At 45.8% G+C, this 22928-nt stretch carries 22 protein-coding genes; 16 read left to right on the top strand and 6 right to left on the bottom strand.

The annotated features are described in order from the left end of the window. Together Q1V74_RS02210 and Q1V74_RS02215 are read left to right on the top strand one after the other, a co-directional pair. Positions 1-211, top strand: a 211-nt coding sequence (locus Q1V74_RS02210; protein ID WP_300646868.1) for a DMT family transporter, incomplete at its 5' end; no start/stop codon positions are given. Between the two features lie 110 nt (positions 212-321). Continuing rightward, positions 322-1545 (top strand): MFS transporter, encoded by a 1224-nt coding sequence (locus Q1V74_RS02215; protein ID WP_300646870.1) that lies wholly within the window; start codon positions 322-324, stop codon positions 1543-1545. A gap of 48 nt (positions 1546-1593) precedes the next feature. Here the strand turns inward: Q1V74_RS02215 and Q1V74_RS02220 are convergent, their stop codons facing one another. Both Q1V74_RS02220 and Q1V74_RS02225 read right to left on the bottom strand, forming a co-directional pair. After that, positions 1594-5526 carry a DUF3683 domain-containing protein gene (locus Q1V74_RS02220; protein WP_300646871.1) on the bottom strand — a complete coding sequence of 1311 codons (3933 nt, stop codon included), beginning with the start codon at positions 5524-5526 and terminating at the stop codon, positions 1594-1596. Positions 5527-5641: 115 nt separating this feature from the next. Then, positions 5642-6184 (bottom strand): YqaA family protein, encoded by a 543-nt coding sequence (locus Q1V74_RS02225; protein WP_300646872.1) that lies wholly within the window; start codon positions 6182-6184, stop codon positions 5642-5644. Between the two features lie 133 nt (positions 6185-6317). On the opposite strand from Q1V74_RS02225, the gene ilvA reads away from it, so the two are divergent. Continuing rightward, on the top strand, positions 6318-7826 hold the full coding sequence (gene ilvA, locus Q1V74_RS02230; RefSeq protein ID WP_300646873.1) for a threonine ammonia-lyase, biosynthetic: 1509 nt from the start codon (positions 6318-6320) through the stop codon (positions 7824-7826). 30 nt (positions 7827-7856) lie between these two features. Here the strand turns inward: ilvA and Q1V74_RS02235 are convergent, their stop codons facing one another. Genes Q1V74_RS02235 through phoB form a run of 3 tightly spaced genes read right to left on the bottom strand, consistent with a single transcriptional unit; the run spans position 7857 to position 10344 of the window. Then, positions 7857-8288 (bottom strand): VOC family protein, encoded by a 432-nt coding sequence (locus tag Q1V74_RS02235; protein WP_300646910.1) that lies wholly within the window; start codon positions 8286-8288, stop codon positions 7857-7859. A gap of 40 nt (positions 8289-8328) precedes the next feature. Continuing rightward, on the bottom strand, positions 8329-9627 hold the full coding sequence (gene phoR, locus Q1V74_RS02240) for a phosphate regulon sensor histidine kinase PhoR (protein ID WP_300646874.1): 1299 nt from the start codon (positions 9625-9627) through the stop codon (positions 8329-8331). A 9-nt stretch (positions 9628-9636) separates the two neighbouring features. Next, positions 9637-10344 carry a phosphate regulon transcriptional regulator PhoB gene (phoB, locus tag Q1V74_RS02245; protein ID WP_300646875.1) on the bottom strand — a complete coding sequence of 236 codons (708 nt, stop codon included), beginning with the start codon at positions 10342-10344 and terminating at the stop codon, positions 9637-9639. A 147-nt stretch (positions 10345-10491) separates the two neighbouring features. Here phoB and ubiE point away from each other — a divergent pair, with 147 nt between their 5' ends. Next, positions 10492-11256, top strand: a complete 765-nt coding sequence (gene ubiE, locus Q1V74_RS02250; protein WP_260650200.1) for a bifunctional demethylmenaquinone methyltransferase/2-methoxy-6-polyprenyl-1,4-benzoquinol methylase UbiE — start codon at positions 10492-10494, stop codon at positions 11254-11256. Positions 11257-11398: 142 nt separating this feature from the next. Continuing rightward, positions 11399-11899, top strand: coding sequence for a cupin domain-containing protein (locus Q1V74_RS02255; protein WP_300646876.1), 501 nt, complete (start codon positions 11399-11401; stop codon positions 11897-11899). Between the two features lies 1 nt (position 11900). Here Q1V74_RS02255 and Q1V74_RS02260 read toward each other — a convergent pair whose 3' ends face one another. Continuing rightward, a complete protein-coding gene (locus tag Q1V74_RS02260; protein ID WP_300646877.1) occupies positions 11901-12881 on the bottom strand; it encodes a helix-turn-helix domain-containing protein in 981 nt (326 codons plus the stop codon). A 178-nt stretch (positions 12882-13059) separates the two neighbouring features. Between Q1V74_RS02260 and Q1V74_RS02265 the strand changes: the two genes are divergently transcribed. The 11 genes from Q1V74_RS02265 (at position 13060) to Q1V74_RS02315 (ending at position 22919) form a co-directional block, all read left to right on the top strand. Then, positions 13060-14226 (top strand): ABC transporter substrate-binding protein, encoded by a 1167-nt coding sequence (locus Q1V74_RS02265; protein ID WP_300646878.1) that lies wholly within the window; start codon positions 13060-13062, stop codon positions 14224-14226. A 10-nt stretch (positions 14227-14236) separates the two neighbouring features. Further along, on the top strand, positions 14237-15541 hold the full coding sequence (locus Q1V74_RS02270) for an aromatic ring-hydroxylating dioxygenase subunit alpha (RefSeq protein WP_300646879.1): 1305 nt from the start codon (positions 14237-14239) through the stop codon (positions 15539-15541). A 10-nt stretch (positions 15542-15551) separates the two neighbouring features. Next, positions 15552-16085 (top strand): aromatic-ring-hydroxylating dioxygenase subunit beta, encoded by a 534-nt coding sequence (locus tag Q1V74_RS02275; RefSeq protein ID WP_300646880.1) that lies wholly within the window; start codon positions 15552-15554, stop codon positions 16083-16085. A 16-nt stretch (positions 16086-16101) separates the two neighbouring features. Further along, complete coding sequence (locus Q1V74_RS02280) at positions 16102-16707, top strand: cysteine hydrolase (RefSeq protein WP_366524606.1); 606 nt, start codon at positions 16102-16104, stop codon at positions 16705-16707. Next, on the top strand, positions 16700-17488 hold the full coding sequence (locus Q1V74_RS02285) for an SDR family oxidoreductase (protein WP_300646881.1): 789 nt from the start codon (positions 16700-16702) through the stop codon (positions 17486-17488). Before Q1V74_RS02280 ends, Q1V74_RS02285 begins: the two co-directional genes overlap by 8 nt. Positions 17489-17677: 189 nt before the next feature. After that, positions 17678-18097: a thioesterase family protein gene (locus Q1V74_RS02290; protein WP_300646882.1), complete on the top strand. Its 420-nt coding sequence runs from the start codon at positions 17678-17680 to the stop codon at positions 18095-18097. A gap of 103 nt (positions 18098-18200) precedes the next feature. Then, complete coding sequence (locus tag Q1V74_RS02295) at positions 18201-19175, top strand: Tim44-like domain-containing protein (protein ID WP_300646883.1); 975 nt, start codon at positions 18201-18203, stop codon at positions 19173-19175. A 51-nt stretch (positions 19176-19226) separates the two neighbouring features. Further along, entirely contained in the window at positions 19227-19865 is a 639-nt protein-coding gene (locus tag Q1V74_RS02300) for an SCP2 sterol-binding domain-containing protein (protein WP_300646884.1), read from the top strand. A gap of 3 nt (positions 19866-19868) precedes the next feature. Then, positions 19869-21422 (top strand): ubiquinone biosynthesis regulatory protein kinase UbiB, encoded by a 1554-nt coding sequence (gene ubiB / locus Q1V74_RS02305; protein ID WP_300646886.1) that lies wholly within the window; start codon positions 19869-19871, stop codon positions 21420-21422. A gap of 154 nt (positions 21423-21576) precedes the next feature. Then, a complete protein-coding gene (locus Q1V74_RS02310; RefSeq protein ID WP_300646887.1) occupies positions 21577-22428 on the top strand; it encodes a ferritin-like domain-containing protein in 852 nt (283 codons plus the stop codon). Beyond that, complete coding sequence (locus tag Q1V74_RS02315; protein WP_300646912.1) at positions 22428-22919, top strand: adenylyltransferase/cytidyltransferase family protein; 492 nt, start codon at positions 22428-22430, stop codon at positions 22917-22919. The genes Q1V74_RS02310 and Q1V74_RS02315 overlap by 1 nt, the downstream gene beginning before the upstream one ends. Positions 22920-22928: the final 9 nt, after the last annotated feature.

The following is a 22928-nucleotide window of genomic DNA, read 5'->3' on the forward strand; positions in this document are numbered from 1 at the left end:
TGGGTTGGTTTTTTCTAGTGTGTTTTTAGCACCCAAATTGGGTGTGGCAAACATGCTGTTTTTTATGATTTTAGGCCAGTTGGTTTTTGGGTTAATTATTGACTCATTTGGCTTGTTTCATATGCCTGTGCGCGTGATTAATTGGCAAAAAATCGTAGGGGTAGGGTTGATTCTATCCGGCTTGCTGATATTCTTTTTTGCTAAAAAGTAATAATAATGATTTGCAATACGTGTTTTAATAATAACTCGTTTTTCTTTTGATATTACCTAATCTTATAAAAGACTAGGTCTAAGGCTTGGCCGCAGAAGCCAAGCGTAGTGATGAGCATGCCACAACCTATTTCTTTAAGTTTTAAAACGCTTTTATTTCCTCTTGCTTTTGCTTTTTTTGAGCTTGCTGTGTATATCGGTAACGATCTGGTGCAGCCCGCTATGTTGAGCGTGACGCAGGGTTTTGGGGTCGACCCGCATTGGGCACCCACGTCTATGTCTGCTTATTTGCTGGGTGGGGCGCTAGTAGCCGCCATTTGGGGGCCTTTATCTGATCAGCTAGGTCGAAGAAAGGTCTTTCTTGGGGGGGCGGTATTTTTTATTGTATGTTGCATAGGGATTTTGTTTACGCAATCAATTGAACAGTTTATGTTGATGCGTGTGCTCCAAGGCACCGCTTTAACCCTGATTTCAGCAGTGGGTTTTGCGGCGATTCAAGAGCATTACACCGAAACCCAAGCGGTCAAAGTGATGGCGTTAATGGCGAATATTACGCTGCTTGCCCCGCTGCTAGGCCCGGTGATAGGGGCAGTGATGATTGAGCATATTTCGTGGCATTGGGGGTTTGTGGCCATAGCCTGTTTGTCCAGTTTTGCTGTATTTGGCTTATTTAAGCATATGCCGGAAACCTTAGCGGTAGAGCAACGACGTAAGCGTTCTTTGCTAGGTATTTTGCAGGATTTTAAGCAGGTTTTGCTGCATCGAACTTTTGTGGTGTTGGCCCTATCGGGCCCGATGTTGGCTTTACCCGTCATGTTGTGGATTGCCTTATCCCCCGTTTTTTTAATCGAGGGGTTAGGGTTGAGTAGCGGTCAGTATGCGTTGAGTCAAATTCCTGTGTTAGGCGGGTTGATTTTAGGCAATTTAACCGTAGCGCGTTGGGTGGACCGACTGCCTTTAGGGCGCACCGTGCAAATCGGCTTTCCCTTTGTGCTGGCTGGGGTTGTGATAATGGGCCTAGGAATAATTTGGCCGGTTTACGTGTTATGGGCACTGATTGTGGGCATGAGTTTGATCGCTTTTGGCGAGGGGCTCAGTTTTGGGGTGTTATACCGTTTTGCGTTGATGTCATCGCCCGTGGCCAAAGGCACGGTAGCTGCAGCCATGGCATTATTAAGCATGACTTTTTTCTCTGTGGGAATTGAGCTAACAAAACAGGCTTATTGGCATTGGCAGCTGTTAGGGGTCTGGCTGGTCAGTGTGGTGGGGGTGATGGCATTTGCTTATTTTTCTTATCCTATCGTAAAAGAAAAAATTCGCCAGGCGCGTTTATAAAAAAAAGCCTGCAACGATAACCGTGCAGGCTTTTTTGTGAGGGCGGCATTAAACTAAAACGCGCTCAATCCCCCCGGCATTGGCTTTTTTCACATAATCTGCCATCCAATTTTCACCAAGTAAATGTTTAGCCATCTCTACCACAATGTAGTCCGCTTCGATTCCTGTATCTCCCTGATAGCGAGCCAGGCCTTGTAGACAGGATGGGCAAGAGGTCAACATTTTGACTTCTGTGTGATCGGTGTCCGCAGCGATCGTTGCTTGGTTTTTTTGAAGCTCTTCGAGCTTGCGGAAGCGAATCTGTGTGGAAATATCGGGGCGCGTAACAGCCAAAGTGCCGGATTCGCCACAGCAGCGCTCAGACTTGATCGTGGGCTCTCCCACTAAGGCTTTGACCGTGCGCATTGGATCTTGCTGTTTCATAGGGGTGTGGCAAGGGTCGTGGTACATATAACGCACGCCTTTAACGTCGTCGAGCTTAATGCCTTTTTCTAAAAGCAGTTCGTGAATATCTATGAGGCGACAGCCTGGGAAGATTTTCTCAAACTCATACATGGATAATTGGTCATAACAGGTGCCGCAGCTGACCACCACGGTTTTAATATCCAGATAGTTAAGTGTGGTGGCCATGCGGTGGAATAAAACGCGGTTGTCTGTGATCATTTGATCCGCTTTTTCAAAGTCGCCATTACCACGTTGGGGGTAACCACAGCAAAGGTAGCCGGGTGGTAGTACGGTTTGAACACCCGCGTGCCAGAGCATGGCTTGAGTAGCTAGCCCAACCTGAGAAAACAGACGCTCGGACCCACAGCCTGGAAAATAGAATACGGCCTCGCTTTCTGTCGTGGTTTTGTAGGGGTCTCGAATAATAGGGACGTAATTGGGGTCTTCAATATCAAGTAGCTTACGAGCAGGTTGTTTAGGCAAACCACCAGGCATTTTTTTATTCACAAAGTGAATCACTTGCTCTTGAATAGGGGCTTTGCCTACCGAGGCCGGCGGGTGTGCGCTTTGCTTGCGTGCGGGCACGGCGAGCAGGTCGTGAGCTAGGCGTTGTGCCTTATAGCCTACCTCGATGGCTTTACGCGTCACATTGATGACTTTTGGGGATTTAGCATTCAAAAAGAACATAGCGGCAGCGGTGCCTGGGTTTGCTGATTTTTTGCCCATGCGGCGCAGCAGATGCCGCATTTCCATAGAAACGTCCCCAAAGTCGATATCAACGGGACACGGGTTATAGCATTTATGGCAGACCGTGCAATGATCCCCCACGTCCTCGAATTCTTCCCAATGCTTAAGGCTGATGCCCCGGCGTGTTTGCTCTTCGTAAAGAAAAGCCTCAATCAGCAAAGAGGTAGCAAGAATTTTATTGCGAGGCGAGTAAAGCAGATTAGCACGGGGTACATGAGTAGCACAGACGGGTTTACATTTGCCACAGCGTAAACAGTCTTTAATTGCGTGGGAGATAGCACCAATTTCGCTACGTTGCATAATCAGGGATTCGTAGCCTAATAGGTTAAAACTAGGCGTCCAGGCCTGAGATAAGTCTGCTCCCGGCATGAGCTTACCTGCATTAAAGCGTCCTTCGGGGTCAATGCGACGTTTGTAGTCTTGGAAGGGCTGGAGCTCCTCTTGGGTGAGGTATTCGAACTTAGTTAAGCCAATCCCATGCTCGCCAGAAATAACACCATCTAAACGACGGGCGATTTGCATAATGCGCGCTACCGTTTCATTGGCTTCTTGGAGCATGCCGTAATCATCAGAGTTTACGGGAATATTGGTATGTACGTTACCATCGCCAGCGTGCATGTGTAACGCCACAAAAACACGACTACGCAGGACGCGATCATGAATAGATTGGATCTGCGCTAAGACCGCCGCACAATCAGCCCCAGGAAAATGTTTTTCCATGGCCGCGCGGATTTCTGTTTTCCATGAAATACGGATGGTGTGATCTTGTAACAGCTCAATTATGTGGACCTCGGGCTGTTCAGATAAGCGGGCTTGGAGAGCAGAAAAGTTGGGGACGGCAAGCTCTTGCAGGGTGTGTAAGTGATCCTTAACCTTAGCGTCTAGATGATGCAAGAGCCAGCTCCAGCGTTGACGTACTTGCTGTAAAGTTGCTAACGCATCGTGGCGACGATCCTCGAGCACAGTTTCACGAGTATGCACGGCATCATCATGATCCACAACTTTGCCTATGGGTAGATCACCATTGAGAAACTGCTCGATTTCATCAATAAGGCGTAGTTTATTTCGAGTAGAAAGCTCGATGTTAATGCGCTCGATTTCGTCCGTGTACTCGCCCATGCGCTCGAGAGGAATTACGACATCCTCGTTGATTTTAAACGCATTGGTGTGGCGGGCAATGGCGGCTGTGCGAGCACGATCTAACCAAAAACGTTTACGCGCTTCGGCGCTGACTGCTACAAAGCCTTCGCCATGACGTGAGTTGGCTAAACGTATGACCTCACTTGCGGCCTTGGCAACGGCATTTTCATCATCACCAACGATATCGCCAATTAGTACCATTTTGGGTAGGCCGTTACGTTTGCTTTTGGTGGCATAGCCTACTGCACGCAGATAACGCTCATCAAGATGTTCCAGACCAGCAAGCAAAGCGCCCATGGCTTTGCCTTCATGGTCGAGATAGTTTTTGATTTCAACAATAGCGGGTACGGCATGGCGAGCCGAGCCAAAGAACTCTAAACAAACAGTGCGGGTCTGTTCGGGCATGCGATGTAAAATCCAGCGTGCTGCGGTAATGATGCCGTCACAGCCCTCTTTTTGTACACCTGGCAAGCCAGCTAAAAATTTATCCGTGACGTCTTTGCCTAAGCCGGCTTTACGGAAACGGTGACCAGCAATCGTCAGGGTTTCTTGGCGTAGCAGCTTTGCGCCAGGCGCATGTGCGCCATCGTACCAGTGCAGTTCAAAGACAGCCTCTTCGACCTCGTGAATTTTGCCTAAGTTATGATTAATGCGCGTGACCTCGAGCCAGTTGCCCTCAGGATCAACCATACGCCACCAGCTTAGGTTATCCAAGGCAGTGCCCCAGAGTACCGCTTTTTTGCCACCAGCGTTCATGGCTACGTTGCCCCCGATACAGGAAGCATCGGCAGAGGTAGGGTCCACTGCAAAAACGCGTCCTGCCGCTTGGGCGGCTTCATCGACCCGCCGCGTGACGACACCGGCACCGGTTAAGATGGTATGAGTTGGCTCGCTGACACCGGGTAGTTGAATACATTCCACGGGGCCGATAGCGTCTAGTTTTTCTGTATTGATGACGGCCGAGCGTGCACTTAGTGGGATGGCTCCGCCGGTATAACCGGTGCCGCCCCCACGAGGAATAATGGTAAGGCGTAATTCAATACAGGCGCGGACCAACGCGGCGATTTCCTCTTCGGAGTCAGGGGTTAAGACCACAAATGGGTATTCGACGCGCCAGTCGGTGGCATCAGTAACATGCGAGACGCGAGATAGCCCATCAAATTTAATATTGTCTTTGGCGGTGATATTGGCTAGGCGTTTTTGGATTTGTTGGCGTAGTTCTCGAGCCTCGTGAAAGGCTCGCTCAAAATCGTTAACCGCTTGGCGTGCGGCAGAAAGTAGGGTGAGGACTTTATGGTCACGCTCCGGAACCTCGATCTCTCGGCGAGCATTGATTTCGTTGAGCCGATGGCTTAATGCTTCGATGAGCTGTTGCAAACGCTTAGGGTTATGCAGCAAATCATCTTGTAAGTAAGGGTTGCGACGCACTACCCAAATATCACCTAGTACTTCGAATAACATACGAGCTGAGCGGCCAGTTTTACGCTCTGAGCGCAGCTCAGATAGCTTTTCCCAGGCTTCTGCTCCAAGCAGGCGTAGTACGATCTCGCGATCGGAGTACGAAGTATAGTTGTAAGGGATTTCGCGTAAACGATGAGTGGATTCAGACGCATTAGCGGCTAAAAATTGGCTGGCGACCGGAGCATTCATAATGTTCTGACTAAAAGCCTTGAGAAAGATTAAGCAATAAGAGAACCCTTTAGTGTAAATCATTCACTGCAATTGGGTGCAGTGAGTTGTGGTTTTTATGGCGCGTTCCGTTCATTTAAGCCCAGCCCAAATGGGGCAGTATCCAGATAATCGCTGCTGTCATGATGGTATAGCGTAAAAATTTGCCGATCGCCATATAAATTAAACTGGGGAGCAAAGGCATGCGCATCCAGCCGGCTATTGCACAAAGCGGATCGCCAACAATAGGCAGCCATGAAAACAATAGCGCCTTAGGTCCGAGTTTTTGTAGCCACTGGCTGATCTGCTGATGCCAACGTCCACCGGTTTTTTGTGCATAATGCGACTGTTTGTCATCATGTGGGTGTTTTTCACGCCATGTTTCATAGGTTTTGACGGCGCCTAGGCCCATCCAGTAGCTGATGGCTCCCCCTAGGGTGTTGCCTATTGTTGCCACGACAATAGCCGCCCAAAACATGGTTGGGGCTAGGGTGACATAGGCAAGAACCGCGGGTTCGGAGCCTAAGGGGAGTAGCGTGGCTGAAACCAAGCTAATGATAAATATGGCACTGAGACCAATTTCAGGTAAAGCTAAAACCTGTAAAAGCCACAGTACGGTATTGTGTGTCCACGCTTCCATGTAATTCCAAATCAAAATACAGCATAAAAAGGCGAGCTACGCCTATTTTCAGTGTGCATATGTTATTCTTTTTTGTTTTAATCGCGTCTATTTTTGCCGTGTTAAGCGGTATAGAGTAAAGAATCTACCCATTATGTCCAACGACTATCTTAAACGTACTTTGACTTCTAAGGTCTACGATGTGGTGTCAGAGACACCTTTAGAGCTCGCTCCTTTGGCTTCTGCCCAACTTAATAACCGTATTTTACTTAAACGCGAAGATCAATTGGCGGTTTTTAGCTTTAAGTTACGTGGTGCATATAACAAAATGGCTCAGATGCCGGCAGAAGACTTAGCTAAAGGGGTTATTGCGGCTTCGGCTGGTAACCATGCGCAAGGCGTAGCCTTTTCAGCTAAACGTTTAGGTATTCGTGCGGTGATTGTGATGCCTGTCACCACCCCTCAATTAAAAATTGAAGCCGTGCGCAATTTGGGTGGCGAAGTGGTATTGGCAGGGGAAAGTTTTACCGATGCTTATGACCATGCGGTGACCTTAATGGAAAAAGAAGGGTTAACTTTTGTTCACCCTTTTGACGATCCGGATGTGATTGCGGGCCAAGGTACGATCGGTATGGAGATTTTACATCAGCACCCCGGGCCCATTGATGCGATTTTTGTGCCTATTGGTGGGGGCGGTTTAATTGCGGGGGTAGCCGCTTATATTAAACAGTTACGCCCAGAGATTAAGATTATTGGGGTACAAACCGAAGATTCCGCTGCCATGCAGCGCAGTGTTAAAGCGAAACGTCGCTTGGTGTTAAATGACGTGGGGTTATTTTCGGATGGCACTGCTGTCAAGCAGGTAGGGTCAGAGACGTTTAAACTAACACAAAAATACGTGGATGACTTTGTGTTGGTAGATACGGATGCGATTTGTGCAGCGATTAAAGACGTTTTCCAAGATACACGTAGTGTGTTGGAGCCCGCAGGGGCTTTAGCCATGGCGGGAGCCAAAAAATATATCCGTGAGCATCAGCTTACAGGAAAAACATGTATTGCCATCACCTCTGGGGCAAACATGAACTTTGATCGCTTGCGTTTTGTTGCGGAGCGTGCCGAAGTAGGCTTAGCGCGAGAGGCGCTTTTTGCTGTCACACTCCCTGAAAAGCATGGAAGTTTTTTACGTTTATGCGAGGCTTTGGGGGATCGGTCTGTCACCGAGTTTAACTACCGTATCTCCGATGCAGAGACGGCTCATGTTTTTGTGGGATTACAAATACAATCCGCACAGGAAATCGATCATTTAGAGCAGCATTTTATGGATCAGGGCTTTCCTACGCTTAATTTGACGAATAATGAAATGGCTAAAACCCATTTGCGTTATATGGTGGGCGGTAAATCTGATTTGGCACATCACGAAGTGTTATACCGCTTTGAGTTTCCTGAGCGGCCTGGAGCGTTGCGCCGTTTTTTAAGTTGTATGAACCCAGAGTGGAATATCAGTTTGTTCCATTATCGTAATCAGGGTGATGATTATGGGCGTATTCTAGTAGGGATCCAAGTACCACCAGCCGACAAAAAAGATTTTAGGGTGTTTTTAGATGAGCTTGGTTATCCTTATTGGAATGAAAGTGATAATCCAGCGTATAAACTGTTTCTATAGTGAATAAAAAAGCGGGCTAAGCCCGCTTTTTTATTTGGCAAATAATGAATCTAAAGAGTGAAAAGCTTTAAACTCCAAGGCGTTACCAGAGGGGTCCATGAAAAACATGGTGGCTTGCTCCCCGGGTTGGCCTTTAAAGCGCACATATGGCTCGATAACAAACTCCGTGCCGTCTTTTTTAAGGCGGTCGGCTAGAGCCTCCCAAGTGGGCATATCTAAGACCACACCAAAATGTCGCACCGGCACATTGTGTTCGTCCACATCACTGGTGGCGACAGGATTGCATTCATTAGGTGCTAAGTGTGCCACGATTTGATGGCCATATAAATTAAAATCGATCCATTGATCAGAAGATCGACCTTCTGGACAGCCGAGTTTTTTACCATAAAACTCACGCGCTTCTTCTAGGTCGCGTACGGGGAAAGCTAAGTGAAATGGACGTAATTCTGTTTGTGACACGATGGATCTCCATAATGAGTGTTCTTACGCCTCTATCATAGCCTTATGTGTTAGCAAAGCGAACTCGCTCTTTAGGAAAATGGATGCTAAAGGTGCTACCAGCGCCATAACGGCTTTTAATATCGAGCTCAGCTTGGTGTCGCGCAACGACATGGCGAGTAATAGCTAAGCCTAGTCCTGTGCCTCCTGTCGCACGTGAGCGTCCTTTATCTGCGCGATAAAATCGTTCCGTCAGGCGAGGAATATCTTGAGGGGCAATGCCAATCCCTGTGTCTTGAACGGAATAGGTGGCGGAGCCGTCCTCATTAAGTACCCAGCTCGTTGTAATCGTGCCGTCTTTGGGCGTATAGCGTATGGCATTAGTCAGTAAGTTACCTATAGCAGAGGCTAATTCGGTTTCTGCGCCCTCAACCCAGAGATTGTCATCGATATATGTGACAAAAACATGTTGACCATCAGATAGGGCTTTGGCTCGCTGCAGCGCTTGCTCGATAACGCAGTTAAGGGGCACGGCGGTGTTTTCAGCTGTAGGAGAAGACTCTAAGGTCGATAGGGTTAATAGGTCCGACACAATAGCTTGCATGTGCTGGGCTTGTTCTAGCATCATTTGCTCATAGCGTACTCGCTGTTCCATAGGCAAGGAGTCAGCGGGCATATCGCGTAGCGTTTCTAAAAAGCCCAGAAGCACTGTTAGTGGTGTCCGTAACTCATGGGAAACATTGGCTACAAAATCTTTGCGTGTGGTTTCGAGTTTTTCGACTTGGGTGACATCTCGGGTGACGAGTAAAAATTGGCCGAAACCATAGGGAGTCAGCTGCAATAAAAGAGCACGTTCCTGACCGCGCTGATTGATATGTAGTAATAAAGGCTGATCCCATTGGCGAGTATGCGCATAATGTGCAAACTCAGGGGTACGAACAATATTAAAAATACTTTGATGCCGATCTGTCGCCAGATTTAAGCCAAGATGTTGACTGGCAGTTTTATTGCACCATTGTATAGTCATGGACTGGTCCAAGGTCACGGCGCCATCGGGTAAGGCCTCGGCCGCCATCATCATGCCTTCTAAATGGCGGTTGAGAGTTTGAATTTGTTCGCGATTTTGTTTAAGGCGTCGATAGATAGGCGCTAATATATCGTCCCAAGGGCCAACAGCAGCTGGAGGGGCGGCGTCTACGTCTCGTACCCAAAGCTGGATCTTTTGAAGTTGGCGTCCACTCGTGAGCACCAGAGTCAGTAGGCCGAGTGCAAATGCGCCCCATCCTATGGCTGCGCCTAGCCATAGACCTAAAGCCAGTGAGAGGAGGGCCCATAAACTGACGGTGCTCAGGGTTTTCTTCATAACGGTGGTTTATTTATTGGGGCGCTCTGGTAAAACGGCTGCAAAACGATAGCCAGCGCCACGTATGGTTTCAATATGAGCATCATGGCCACTTGGTTCAAGCGCTTTGCGCAAGCGTCGAATATGCACGTCTACTGTGCGCTCTTCAACAAAAACGTGATCCCCCCAAACTTTGTCTAAAAGCTGGGCTCGTGAAAAAACACGTTCTGTGTGGGTCATGAAAAAATGTAATAAACGAAATTCTGTAGGCCCAATGGTAAGCGTTTTTTCATCCCCCGTCACCCGATGCGTAGTGGGGTCTAAGCGTAGACTGCCGATTTCAATGATATCATCGGTTAATTGCGGAGCGCGTCGACGTAAAACGGCTTTGATGCGAGCTAGTAACTCTTTAGGGGAAAAGGGTTTGGTGATGTAATCATCCGCGCCAGCTTCTAGGCCATCCACCTTGTCGGATTCCGCGCCTTTGGCAGTAAGCATAATGATAGGCACTTGTCGTGTGCGCTCATCGGAGCGTAGTTTTTTAGCTAGTGTGATACCTGATGCGCCAGGAAGCATCCAGTCGAGTAAAATAAGATCAGGCAGCTCAGCAAGAATCAAGGTTTGTGCCTGCTCGGCATCATAAGCCCGTAATACCTTGTGGCCGGCAAAGGATAAATTCACCGCAATTAGTTCCTGGATCGCGGGTTCGTCTTCAATAACAAGAATAGTGGTGCTCATGGTGCTGAAATAAAACTGAGATAATTAACAATAGCTCCATAATATGGCGTTAATGTTTCAGGTTTGTGAAAATTCGATGTAAATATATGGACTTTTTCAGCGGACGCTTCGCTTTTTAGTGGCTTTTTACGGTACGATTACAGCATCATGGAAAATAAAACACCTCAACCCCAGTCTACTGAAACCACGCACTTTGGTTTTCAAACGGTCGCTGAGCATGAAAAGGCCACCAAAGTTGCAGAGGTTTTTCACTCAGTAGCGCAGCGCTATGACGTCATGAATGATTTGATGTCAGGTGGACTGCATCGCATTTGGAAATCGTTCACTATTGGTCGCGCCGCAGTGCGACCGGGTATGAAAATTCTGGATATCGCCGGTGGTACGGGCGATCTTTCCAAGGCTTTTGCTCGCAAAGTCGGTCCCAGTGGCCAGGTTTGGCTAACTGATATTAATAGCTCTATGTTAGGTGTTGGGCGAGATCGTCTGCTAGACAAGGGTATTGTGACACCAGTTGCTGTGTGTGATGCTGAGTATCTTCCCTTTCCTGATGGCTATTTTGATCGTGTCAGTGTGGCTTTTGGCTTGCGCAATATGACACACAAAGATCAGGCGTTGGCAGAAATGTATCGGGTGTTAAAACCTGGTGGGAAATTACTTGTACTCGAGTTTTCTCAAATTGCTAAACCTTTGGCGCCAGCTTACGATTGGTATTCATTTAATATCTTGCCCAAGATAGGAAAAATCGTAGCACAAGATGAGGACAGCTATCGTTATTTAGCGGAATCAATTCGCATGCACCCAGATCAAGAAACCCTGGCACAAATGATGCGTGACGTGGGATTAGAGCGCGTACAGTATTTTAACTTAACGGCAGGTATTTGCGCTTTGCACGAAGGAATTCGGCTTGATTAAATATGCCTTTTACTGATATTAACCCCTCTCTGTCACCGAGGGGTTTTTTTTTGCTCGAAATGGCTGGTAATTGCCGAAAATGGATTGGAGGGCGAGCAGTCTTTGTTTAAGTTTAAAGGACTTGAATAAAAAGGAGGATGCCATGAGTGATAATAAAATTGTTAATGCCATTCATTGTAAGTTAGATGATGGTGGGTTTATTACTCGAACTGATCAGATCCCGTGGACTCGTCTCAACAAGCCAGGGTTAGAGGGAATTCAATATAAGATCCTCAATTTTGATGAAAATAGAGGGTATATGGTTGTTTTGAATACCTTCGATCCTGGCTCGCGATTTGCCCCTCATAAGCACTTGGGAGCAGTGGAAATATTTATGCTTAAAGGATCTTTTTTTTATGATAATGGAGAGGTTTTCGAGAATGATTTTATGTTAGAGGCAGGTGGTGTTACTCACGCCCCAGGTTCAGATGAAGGTGCTTTAATGCTAGCTATTTTTCATGGCCCTCTCCAGATTCTAGATGAGACTGGAGAGGTTTTAGTTACGGTGGGGATCGATGAGATGTATCAGCTGGCTAAAGAAGCCGGTGCCGTTGAACACTTAGAAAAAGTTGAGCATCGGGTAGCTTTAACCGCTGGGCGCTAATTTATTTCTTTAATGTATCTAAGGGAGATTCATGATACATCTGCTTATACCATGCACTGAATCTCCCTAAATGGGTAAATCCCCACTTTGTTGCGATATCAGTCACAGTAGCATTGGAAGGAGCTTTTAGTAACTCCTGACGGACTGCTGCAAGGCGGGCTTCACGTATATATTGGGTTGGGCTCATGTTGAGATGTAGTCGAAAAGCTTCAGTCATACTGCGTATACTTGAGTTACAAGCTTGAGCAATCTCCTCAAGTCTTATTGATCTTGTTAAGTTTTGATGTATGTAATGACGAGCGACTCGTAATCGCCTTTGTCCTGTCATAGCAGGAGAGTGATGGAATAGTCGGGAGTAATTATTAGGTTGTGTGAGCAGTAAGTGCTGTAATAAGTTGGCTTGTATATTTGCAAACCACTGATCAGGATAAGCATTTTTTTGAGAAGCATACGATAAAATCGTGCTGATCTGATGTTGCAAAGCTTGACCATGGGGCGTATTGAGTGAATAAGAGGGATCAAAAATAATTAGATCATCAGGAGCAATATCCAATAGTTGCATGTAGGCTTGATCTATTAGAGATTTAGGAATTTTTATTAAAAATTGCTCACAGCCTTTATCCCAGTCTAAAGAAAGAGGTTGCATGGGAGAGATAATGCCCGCAGTTTGCGGGTTGGCTTGTACGACTTTGTCTCCAACTCCAATAAGAGACCTACCTAAAGTTGGCACCTGAAATAAATAAAAATCTTTGAGATAGTCAGGTGATACATGTACGGCAGCACCATACCGAAGCATCATAAAAGAGAGTTCACCGAGTTCAATACAGCGTAAAACGGAATCTACTTTTCCATTTTTCCAAATTAGTTGATGTTCTTTGAGTGCTTGGGCTGTTCCTTCCGCTGTGAAATCGGGATCAGAGGACTCAAAAATAGGGTTCTTAGAATAAAGGTTTTTTAGCCCATTGAGCAGCCAAGAAGTCATTTTTATGTCTCCATTTGTTTTCTTAATATGGATAGAACGTGCCAGATATGGCTAGTGCTATTTTGTCTCCTTATCTAATATAGTTTAGACATAAAGTAGTTTCATTCTATAAGAATAAAAGATTTATATACCATTGGAAGAGCATATCAAGGGTAATCACTGACTAAAGGAGCGAGACATGAAGAGGTTTTATATAGGGACAGCACTAAGTGCGTTAATCATTTCCAATGGGTTGGCGCTTGCAGATGAGTTGAAAATTGGCTTGCTCTCTACTTTATCAGGGCCAGGGGCGGCATTGGGGAATGAGATTAAAGATGGGTTTGAGCTGGCTTTGTCAGTTAGTAATAATAAGCTTGGCGGGGTACCAGTCAAACTGATCATAGCGGACGATCAGCAAAAAGCAAGTGAAGGCAGGCAGGCAGCAGATAGATTAATAAAAAGAGATAAGGTTGACCTGTTGACAGGAATGGTTTTTTCTAATGTTTTGCTTCCTGTAATGCCATTAGTTTTAAATAGTGGGAAAATATATATATCAACTAATACAGGACCTATGGAGTATGCTGGTAATAGATGCCATAAGAATTTTTTTACAGTCTCATGGCAGAATGAGGATATTCCTTCAGCAATGGGTAAGTATATTAATGATAAAAAATATAAAAGTGTGTTTTTAATTGCACCTAATTACCCCGGAGGGCGCGAATCCATTGATGGTTTTAAGCGTTTCTTTAAAGGGAATATTGCTGATGAGATTTACGTAAAATTAGGTCAGCTAGACTACTCTGCAGAGATTGCTCAAATTAGAGCATCGGGAGCAGATTCAGTTTTTTTCTTTTTGCCTGGAGGGATGGGGGTAGGTTTTATTAAACAACTAGTAAGTGCAGGGTTGAATCAACAGTTAGCTATATATACCCCTGGGTTTTCAGCAGATCAAGATACCATTAAAGCTGTTGGTGATCCTATGCGAGGGATGATGAATGCTGCGCAATGGTCGCCCGATTTAGACAATGAAGCAAACAAAAGGTTTGTTCAGTTATTTAAGAAAAAGTACGGCAGATTGCCATCGATGTATGCAGCTCAAGGCTATGATGCGGCTCAACTTATTAGCTCTGCTATTAAAAATATAGATGGTAATTATAAAGATACTGAAAGGCTAAGAGAAGAAATAAAAAAAGCAGATTTTGAGTCTGTTAGAGGTAAATTTAGATTTAATAATAATAATTATCCAATTCAGGACTACTACATGAGAGAGGTTTATTTAAATGATGATGGCGTCTTAACTAATAAAACTGTGGAAAAGATTTTTAGTGATTATAAAGATCCTTTTTCTGTAGATTGTAAATTGTAAGGAGGAGATAATGATTAAATATTCAAAATCGGATATTAGGGCTATGGTTAGAGATGATAGTGTCCATAAAAATCTCTATACTGATCCGGTCATTTTTGACATGGAAATGGAACGTATTTATGGAAAAATATGGGTATATATTGGTCATGAAAGCCAAGTTCCTAATATAGGAGACTATATTACAACTACTTTGGGCACTCAGCAGGTCATTATGGTGCGTGGTAGTGATAATAATGTCCATGTTATTTATAATCGCTGTCCCCACAAGGGAGCGCAGGTAGTGGCGAAGGGGTGTGGCAATACAGGGAAGTTTTTTCGCTGCCCTTATCATGCTTGGACATTCAAATTAGATGGGCAGCATTTAGCAGCTCCTATGAGGGCGGGCTTCGAGGGTACCTGCTTTGATCCTAAACACCCGGATTTTTCAATGCGTCGTGTTGCACGTGTTGAAAGTTATCGAGGTTTTGTTTTTGCGAATCAGTCAGAAAGCGGTATTGGACTACAAGAGTTTTTAGGCGGTGTAATTAGCTCCCTAGATAATCTTTGTGATCGCTCTCCATTAGGAGAGGTTGAGGTAGTAAAAGGCAGTTTTAAAGTAAAGCAGCCTTCTAACTGGAAAGTCTTTTATGAGAATCTGCATGACACAATGCATGCAGTAGTGACGCACGAGTCCTCACATGCTGCTGCTAAGAAGCAAGCAGAGCAAGAAGGACATATGCCTTTAGAGCTACATATTATGGCCGGTAATGGTGAGCCGTATGCTTTTTGGGAAAAGTTAGATCTTTATGCATTTGATCATGGCCATGGTTATATGGAGGGTATCTTTGATCCGGGGTCGATAGAAACAGATCCTGTATCTAAGCGCCATTATGAGCTTTTAAGCGAGGCATATGGTGCTGAGCGTGCACTAGAGATCTTAAGTGAAAATCGACATAACACGGTTTTGTATGGTAGCGGCTCCCCACATACGGTTTTCCAGCAGTTTCGAGTCATTCGTCCTGTTTCTGTGAATGAGACAGAAGTAGAAATTCAGTTATTCCGCTTGAAAGGGGTGCCCGATGAGCTATTTCATCGCGGCTTAATGTACGCCAACTTAATTAACTCACCGTCTTCCAATGTAATGCCTGACGATGTAGAGCTTTATGGCCGCTGTCAGGAGGGAAATCTGGTTGATGGAGGAGACTGGATTAGTATGCATCGATATCACGGAACGGATGTAGCTATTCCTGGAGGGTATAAGGCAATTAATGGAACAAGTGAATTACCTGTGCGTAACTTATATCGTGCTTGGAAAGCCTACATGCTAGAGGATTAAGGGGGAGAAAATGCTATTTGATATTGATTTTGATGTGAGTGTGGATACGCTTCGCTCAACAGCACTAGCTAAAGAGGATCGAGAGGCGATTAAACAGTTTTTATATTTTGAAGCAAGATTACTTGATGAGAAGCGTTGGCAAGAGTGGCTTAATCTGTGGACAGAAGATGGAATGTACTGGGTGCCACAATCCTTTGCGCAGACAAGTCCGTATGATCATATTTCCCTATTTTGGGAAAACGCGATGTTAAGAGAGCTACGAATAAAGCGCTTAGAGAATGCGAGGAACTGGTCGCAGCAGCCTCCAACACAGTCTTCTCGTTTATTGGGAAACATCACCATTGAGGGAGAAGATCAGCGGGGGTATATAGTCGCCCGCGCTACATTTCAATGTGTGGAAAGTAGAGCAGGCACGCAACGTCTTTTAGCTGGCTCATATATTTATAAGCTTTTACGCGTAGATGAGGGTTGGAAGTTATATATGAAACAAGTCAATCTTATAAATAGAGAAGATGTGCATTCTAATTTAGAGATTCATATTTAACGTTTGGGAGCTGCCTGTGACGACTGTATTGATAGCACTACACTACCAGAATGAAGTGTTGCATGAGCGAGGGAAAATACGAGTTGGAATTGAGGAAAATAGTCCTCAAAGAAAAGATATTATTCAAGCCGCTATGTCGCTTTTGCAGCAGGCACGCCATAACAGTATTCCTATTGTTCACGTACGTGTAGCTTATAGAAAAGATTATGCGGATTTACCACATAATGCCCCCATTTTTAATGGGGTTAGACAGTTGCAGGCAGTCCAAGAGGGGAGCTGGGGGTGTGAGTTTTATAAGGGACTAGAGCCCCTGATTGATTGTGAGCGAGAGTTCGTTATTACACATAATAGGATTAATGCTTTTTATTCTTCTCAGCTTGAGGCTGTACTGCAGAACTTGACTCCATCGCGTCTTGTTATTGCTGGGGTGGCTACACATTCGGTGGTAGAGAGTACTGTGCGTCATGCAGTGGATATGGGATATAAGGTTATTGTTCCGGCCGCTGCATGTGGAGCACCACCGGCTATGCATGAGGCATCATTAAATAGTATGCGCTTAATAGCTTCGATTTATCCTAAAGCATGTATGTCTACCTTATTTGGGGAGGACGAGCATGTCTAGAGTAGTATTGGTAACAGGGGGTGCAAAGGGTATCGGAGCGTCTATTGTACGGGCATTTGCTAATGCTGGAGATAACGTCATTGTAGCTGATCAAGATCAAGAAAGTGGTGAGCGTTTAGTAAAAGAACTGGGGGAGAAGGTACATTTTTTATTACTGGATATTCAAGATGATATAGCGATAGAGGCGACTATAAATAAAATAAAGGCCACATTTGGTGGTGTTCATGTGTTAGTTAATAATGCTTGTGTTTATCAAGACCATGGCTTTTATTCAACCCGTGAACAGTGGCATGCTAGTTTGAGCGTGAATGTTGTTTCTGCAGCCATAATGGCGCAACAGGTCGCTACTATTATGGCCGAGGGGGCTGTGATTATTAATATGGGGAGTATTGGAGGGAAAATAGCAGCGCGTAATCGTCTTCTTTACCCCGTTTCTAAAGCCGCCGTTTTGCATTTAACGAAGAGTTTAGCAGTGGAGTTAGCACCTAAAAAAATTCGGGTGGTTTCGGTGTCTCCCGCATGGACGTGGACTCCAACATTAGCCGAGATGGTTAATGAGGACCGCTTGTTAGCGGATAGGGTTGGAGCTATTATGCACCCGTTAGGGAGGGTAGGGGATGGAATGGAAGTGGCTTCTGTGGTGTATTTTTTGGCCTCTATGCAAGCTAGCTGGATTACAGGTGTAGATATACCTGTAGACGGTGGATTTTCGGCTCTAGGACCGGATCAAGGGCAAGGCCCTAGATATTGGTTTGAGCAGATTATGTATGGCGAGAATTAACATGGTTTTTTTAGTTAAGATTGGTGACATGGTGTCATCTAAAGTGTTTTTAATTTTTAGGTAAAAATGTGTATGATATCGAGGTTTTTGTCTATTTAATGCAGGCTGGTATGGTTTGATCTATGTACGCAGAGTGGTCTGAAAGCAGCATCGTTGTAAGATGCTGCTTTTGCTGTTTTTGGAGGAAAAATGCAGAAAAATAAATATAGATTGGAGGAGTATCCCTTACGCTTAGAAGAGCGCTTGCGTTACCGTGATACGGATGCTCAGGGTCATATTAATAATGCCGTGTACGTAACACTTTTAGAAGTGGGGCGTGTGCAGTTGTTACGTGATCCTAAACATAAACTAGGACATGGTAAAACCATGTTTATGATGGCTCATATTTCTGTGGATTATTTGGCAGAGCTAACATGGCCGAATACGGTCACTATAGGAACACGAGTCATACATATTGGCACAACCTCTTTTACAACAGAGCAAGTGATTTTTGTAGGGGATACCTGTGTGGCTGTAGGTAAAACCGTGATCGTGACAGCAGATCGAGAAACACGCCAAAAAAAACCGTTGTCAGAGGAAACTAAGACGGCACTGAAAAGCATTATGTGAGCGGAAAAAATAAAGTAAAAGCCCTTTTTATGCTATGCTGTCAGCTTATAGTCAGTTTACATCCACTGTATAGGGTGGGGTGATACCGCCCACAGGAGCATTTATGATTTCTAAACGTTTATCCCGTTTTGCGGCGGTAGCCGTTCTTGCGATATCTACCCTTACTATGTTGACGGCATCGTTTGATGCCGAGGCACGTCGAATTGGCGGGGGCAAAAGCTTCGGGCGCCAATCCACTAATGTTATGAAACAACGTCAAGCTGTGCAGCCACCAGCTGCTACAGCCAATCGCAATGCGGCCACACCGGCCAATGCCAATGCGGCTCGTAATAGTGCTGCGCAGCAGCCCAAAAGCGGTTTTTCTCGCTTTTTAGGTCCTATTGCAGGGATTGCGGCAGGTTTGGGCATTGCGGCGCTATTATCTAGCCTAGGCTTAGGCGGGCCCTTGTTAGAAGCACTGTCTAGCATGGTGCTTATTGGTCTAGTGATTTTTGCGGTGATGTTCTTGGTACGTCGTTTACGTGGTGGTGCAGCACGCCCAGTTACGCAGGCGGCGAATACATCTGCCCCAATGTATCGTGAGTCATCGCCACAAATGCCGGCGTCGTCCCCTGCAATGGGGTCTACGGCGGCAACGGCAGGGGCTGCCTCCGTTGCAGCAAGCGCTCAGTCATCGACTCAAGAAATTGATCCTTCTTGGTTTATCCCAGCTGATTTTGATATCTCGGTCTTTTTAAATAATGCTAAACAGCAATTCCGCCATATTCAGGAGCTATGGGATCAGGGTAATCCTGCTGCATTGCGCGAATACCTAACGGATGACTTACTGAAAGAGCTCACCCCAGAAATCACAGCACGCGAGGGCGGGCAACAAACACAGATCGTGTTGTTGAATGCTGAGCTGTTGGGTATTGAAAAAGTGGCGGACGGACATTTGGCTAGCGTACGCTATTCAGGCATGTTACGCGAAACGCCAGACTCTGAAGCATTTAGTTTTGAAGAGGTTTGGAACCTTTACAAAGCGGATAATAGCGGTTGGTTGTTGGCTGGTATCCAACAGATTAACCCAAGCCACTAATCCCTTATACTACGGGTTAAACTAAGGTTTTATCCAAGCTATAGGTGGATTGTGTCGTTACCAACCCTTTTTGCTTCGCTGCCTATACCGGCAGCTATGCGCCCCACAACACTGCTTGTGCGGGCGCTTAATGCCGTTTTAAGCCGGGAGCCATGGGCGCAAGAGCGTTTAGCCGTATATGCTGGGCGTACATTGTTATTGCGTGTAGGGGCCTTAGATTTACCGCTAACATTCACTTATGCTGGTTTGCTGCAGTTAACAGATCCAGCTATTGTGGCAGATGTGCAGTTGGCTATACCAACCCCACGGCTTAATCAGTTGCCAGCGGCGTTGGCCACAAAAGATCCCGACGCTTTATTAGCTTTGGTGCATATCCAAGGCGATGCGGGCTTAGCAAATGCATTAGCTCAAGTGTTAAGCCAGTTGCGCTTGGACCCCGAAGCCGAGATTGCACGCTTTACGGGGGATATTATCGCTGTGCGTGTAATGGCTGCTTTAAAGCAGTTGATCGGTTTTGGTCAGCGCACACAGCAACACCTGCAGGCAAACGTGGCCGAGTTTTTGGGCGAGGAAAGCGGTATCTTAGTCAGTCGCGATTATCTGCATAGCTGGCAAGTGCAATTGCAGCAGTTAGAGCAACGTTTGCAAGCTCTTGAGCAACGTACTCATTTGCTCGCCCTAAAAGGATAAACCATGCTGCGCATTCGTCGGTTTATCTTTATTTTATACATTGCTTTTAAGTACCGTCTGGATGAGCTGGTGCTTTCAAGTATTCAACACCCATGGACGCATCGTTTATTACGTTGGGTACGCTTGGGACGTCAACCGAAATTAAGCCGTGGGGTGCGTTTACGTCTAGCCCTGGAGGCGCTTGGTCCCGTTTTTGTTAAGTTTGGTCAGGTCCTGTCTACACGGCGCGATTTGATTCCTGCGGATATAGCGCAGGAGCTTGCTCGATTACAGGATCGTGTTCCCCCGTTTTCATCAGAGCTAGCCGCAAAAACGGTAGAGAAAGCACTGGGTGCATCGCCGCATGTGATTTTTAAACACTTCGAAGTCGATCCAGTGGCTTCGGCATCGATTGCACAAGTCCATTTTGCTATTTTGCCTGATGGGCGCGAGGCGGCGGTCAAAGTGTTGCGACCAGGTATGCGCGAGGTCATAGACAAAGACTTGGCGTTGATGCGCACCTTTGCCAACATAGTGCAGCGTCTATTAGTAGATGCGCGACGTTTACGCCCGCGCGAGGTAGTGGCTGAATTCGAAAAATATTTGCATGATGAGCTAGATTTAATTCGCGAAGCTTCTAACTGTAGTCAATTGCGTCGAAATTTTGGACCAGAAACAGGGCGTGCTGATTTATTAATAGTTCCCGAGGTGTATTGGGACTATTGCGCGACAAATGTTTTTACCATGCAACGCATGAAAGGCATACCAGTTAGCCAAGTTGATCGCTTACTCGAAGCCGGTGTTGACTTAAAAGATTTGGCTCGCAAGGGCGTTGAAATCTTTTTTAGTCAGGTTTTTAGCGATGGCTTTTTCCATGCGGACATGCACCCAGGTAATATTTATGTTTCTGATGATCCGGCCACGTTAGGGCGCTATATTGCACTAGATTTTGGGATTGTGGGCTCACTCTCTGAGTTTGATAAAAACTATTTAGCCCAAAATTTTTTGGCTTTCTTCCAGCGTGACTACCGGAGAGTTGCACAGCTGCATATCGAGTCAGGCTGGGTACCCCCTGACACGCGTGAGGAAGAGCTAGAGGGCGCCGTACGTGCCGTTTGTGAACCCTATTTTGACCGACCCTTGTCGCAAATATCGCTCGGTCAGGTGTTATTACGCTTATTTCAAACCTCGCGGCGTTTTAATGTAGAGATTCAACCGCAGTTGGTTTTGTTGCAAAAAACGTTATTAAACGTTGAAGGCATGGGGCGTGACCTGGATCCTGAGTTAGATCTTTGGGATACGGCTAAACCCTATTTAGAAAACTGGATGCGTCAGCGCATAGGAGCTCAAGGCTTAAAAGAGCGTTTAACCAAAGAGGCCGGGCAGTGGTCACAACTACTTCCCCAAATTCCCCGTTTGGTTTACGAAAATTTAAGTCGCCCTGATGCTTTGCCGGCGCTTCATGATGAATTACGTTTGTTACGTCAGTCGCAGCAACAAAATAATCGGCTATTGGCCGCATTATGCGCTGTACTAGGCGTAGCTGTTGTGGTTGCACTATGGGCATTAGTGCGTTAACTCTAGGCTAAATGGCTGTTGTATATTGGCAATGGTCATTTTTTTGAAGAATACGCGTATTAGATTTAAACAAATAATTTCAGACTAATACGTGTTATGCAGTGGTGTAAGCATTGTGTCTTGTTACCACTCCACCAATACCATAAGGATAACTATGCTTTACCCTGAACTCTTTAAATCCATGGAAGCAGTACGATGGAATATGGCACACGATATTCCATGGGATGATTTTGATGGTAGCAAGCTCACAGATGAGCAGGCTTACACCATTAAAATGAACGCCATTACTGAATGGGCTGCTTTGCCGGCGACAGAAATGTTTCTGCGTGATAACCGCGATGACAGTGATTTTTGTGCATTTATGTCGGTGTGGTTTTTTGAAGAGCAAAAACACTCATTGGTTTTAATTGAGTACTTACGACGTTTTCGTCCAGAGCTGGTGCCTACCGAAGAGGAATTGCACAAAGTACGTTTCGAATTTGACCCTGCTCCAGCCATGGAGACCCTAATGCTGCACTTCTGTGGTGAGATTCGTCTTAATCACTGGTATCGCCGTGCTGCAGAATGGCATACCGAGCCGGTGATTAAAGCCATTTATCAGATCGTGGCTCAGGACGAAGCACGCCATGCTGGAGCATATTTACGCTATATGCGTCGCGCTCTAAAGTTAGGTGATGAGCAGGCAGAATTAGAAACACGTTTGGCTTTTTCTAAAATTGGCGTATTGATGGCATCGGCGCATCGTACAGCTCAGGCTCTACACCCTACGAATTTGCACGTGAACAAGTCCATGTTCCCTAATGACACCGTGCAATCTAAACTGCCATCACCTGGTTGGTTAGAAAACTGGCTCGACAACCAGATCCGCTTTGATAAAGAATGGGAAGGCAAGGTCAGCACACGTATTTTGCATAATATGTCGCTGCTGATGGGAGAAGACTTTGAGTCTCCTTCGGCGTTAAATCGTTATCGTAAAGACCTGAGCAAAAAAATAGTTGTGGCTTAATTAATATGCCTAGCTTTGAGAAAAAAATCTATTCTCGTAGCGATCTGATTAGGGCGGTGGCAGCAGGGGAACTGCCTCGCCCATTGGTCTTTACGAATGGGGTGTTTGATATTTTGCATCGTGGCCATGCAAGCTATTTGGATCAAGCGGCACAGCTAGGTGCCAGCTTAATAGTAGCGGTCAATTCTGATCAATCGGTGCGTACCCTGAATAAAGGCTCTGATCGACCCATTAATCAGGAGCAGGATCGTTGTGCTTTATTAGCCGCTTTGGCATCCACGACTGCGGTCACCATTTTTACGGAGTCCACACCGGAGCAATTGATTGCTGAACTTAAGCCGGATTTAATCGTAAAAGGTGGGGACTATGATATGGAAACTCTGCCAGAGACGGCCTTAGTGCGCAGTTGGGGCGGGGACGCCGTTGCCATCCCAATCGCATTTGATCGATCAACGACGGCCTTAGTCAAAAAAATTCGCGCTCCACAATAATGCGATGCG

The organism is Paenalcaligenes sp., assembly GCF_030152715.1.
Lineage (GTDB): Bacteria > Pseudomonadota > Gammaproteobacteria > Burkholderiales > Burkholderiaceae_B > Paenalcaligenes > Paenalcaligenes hermetiae.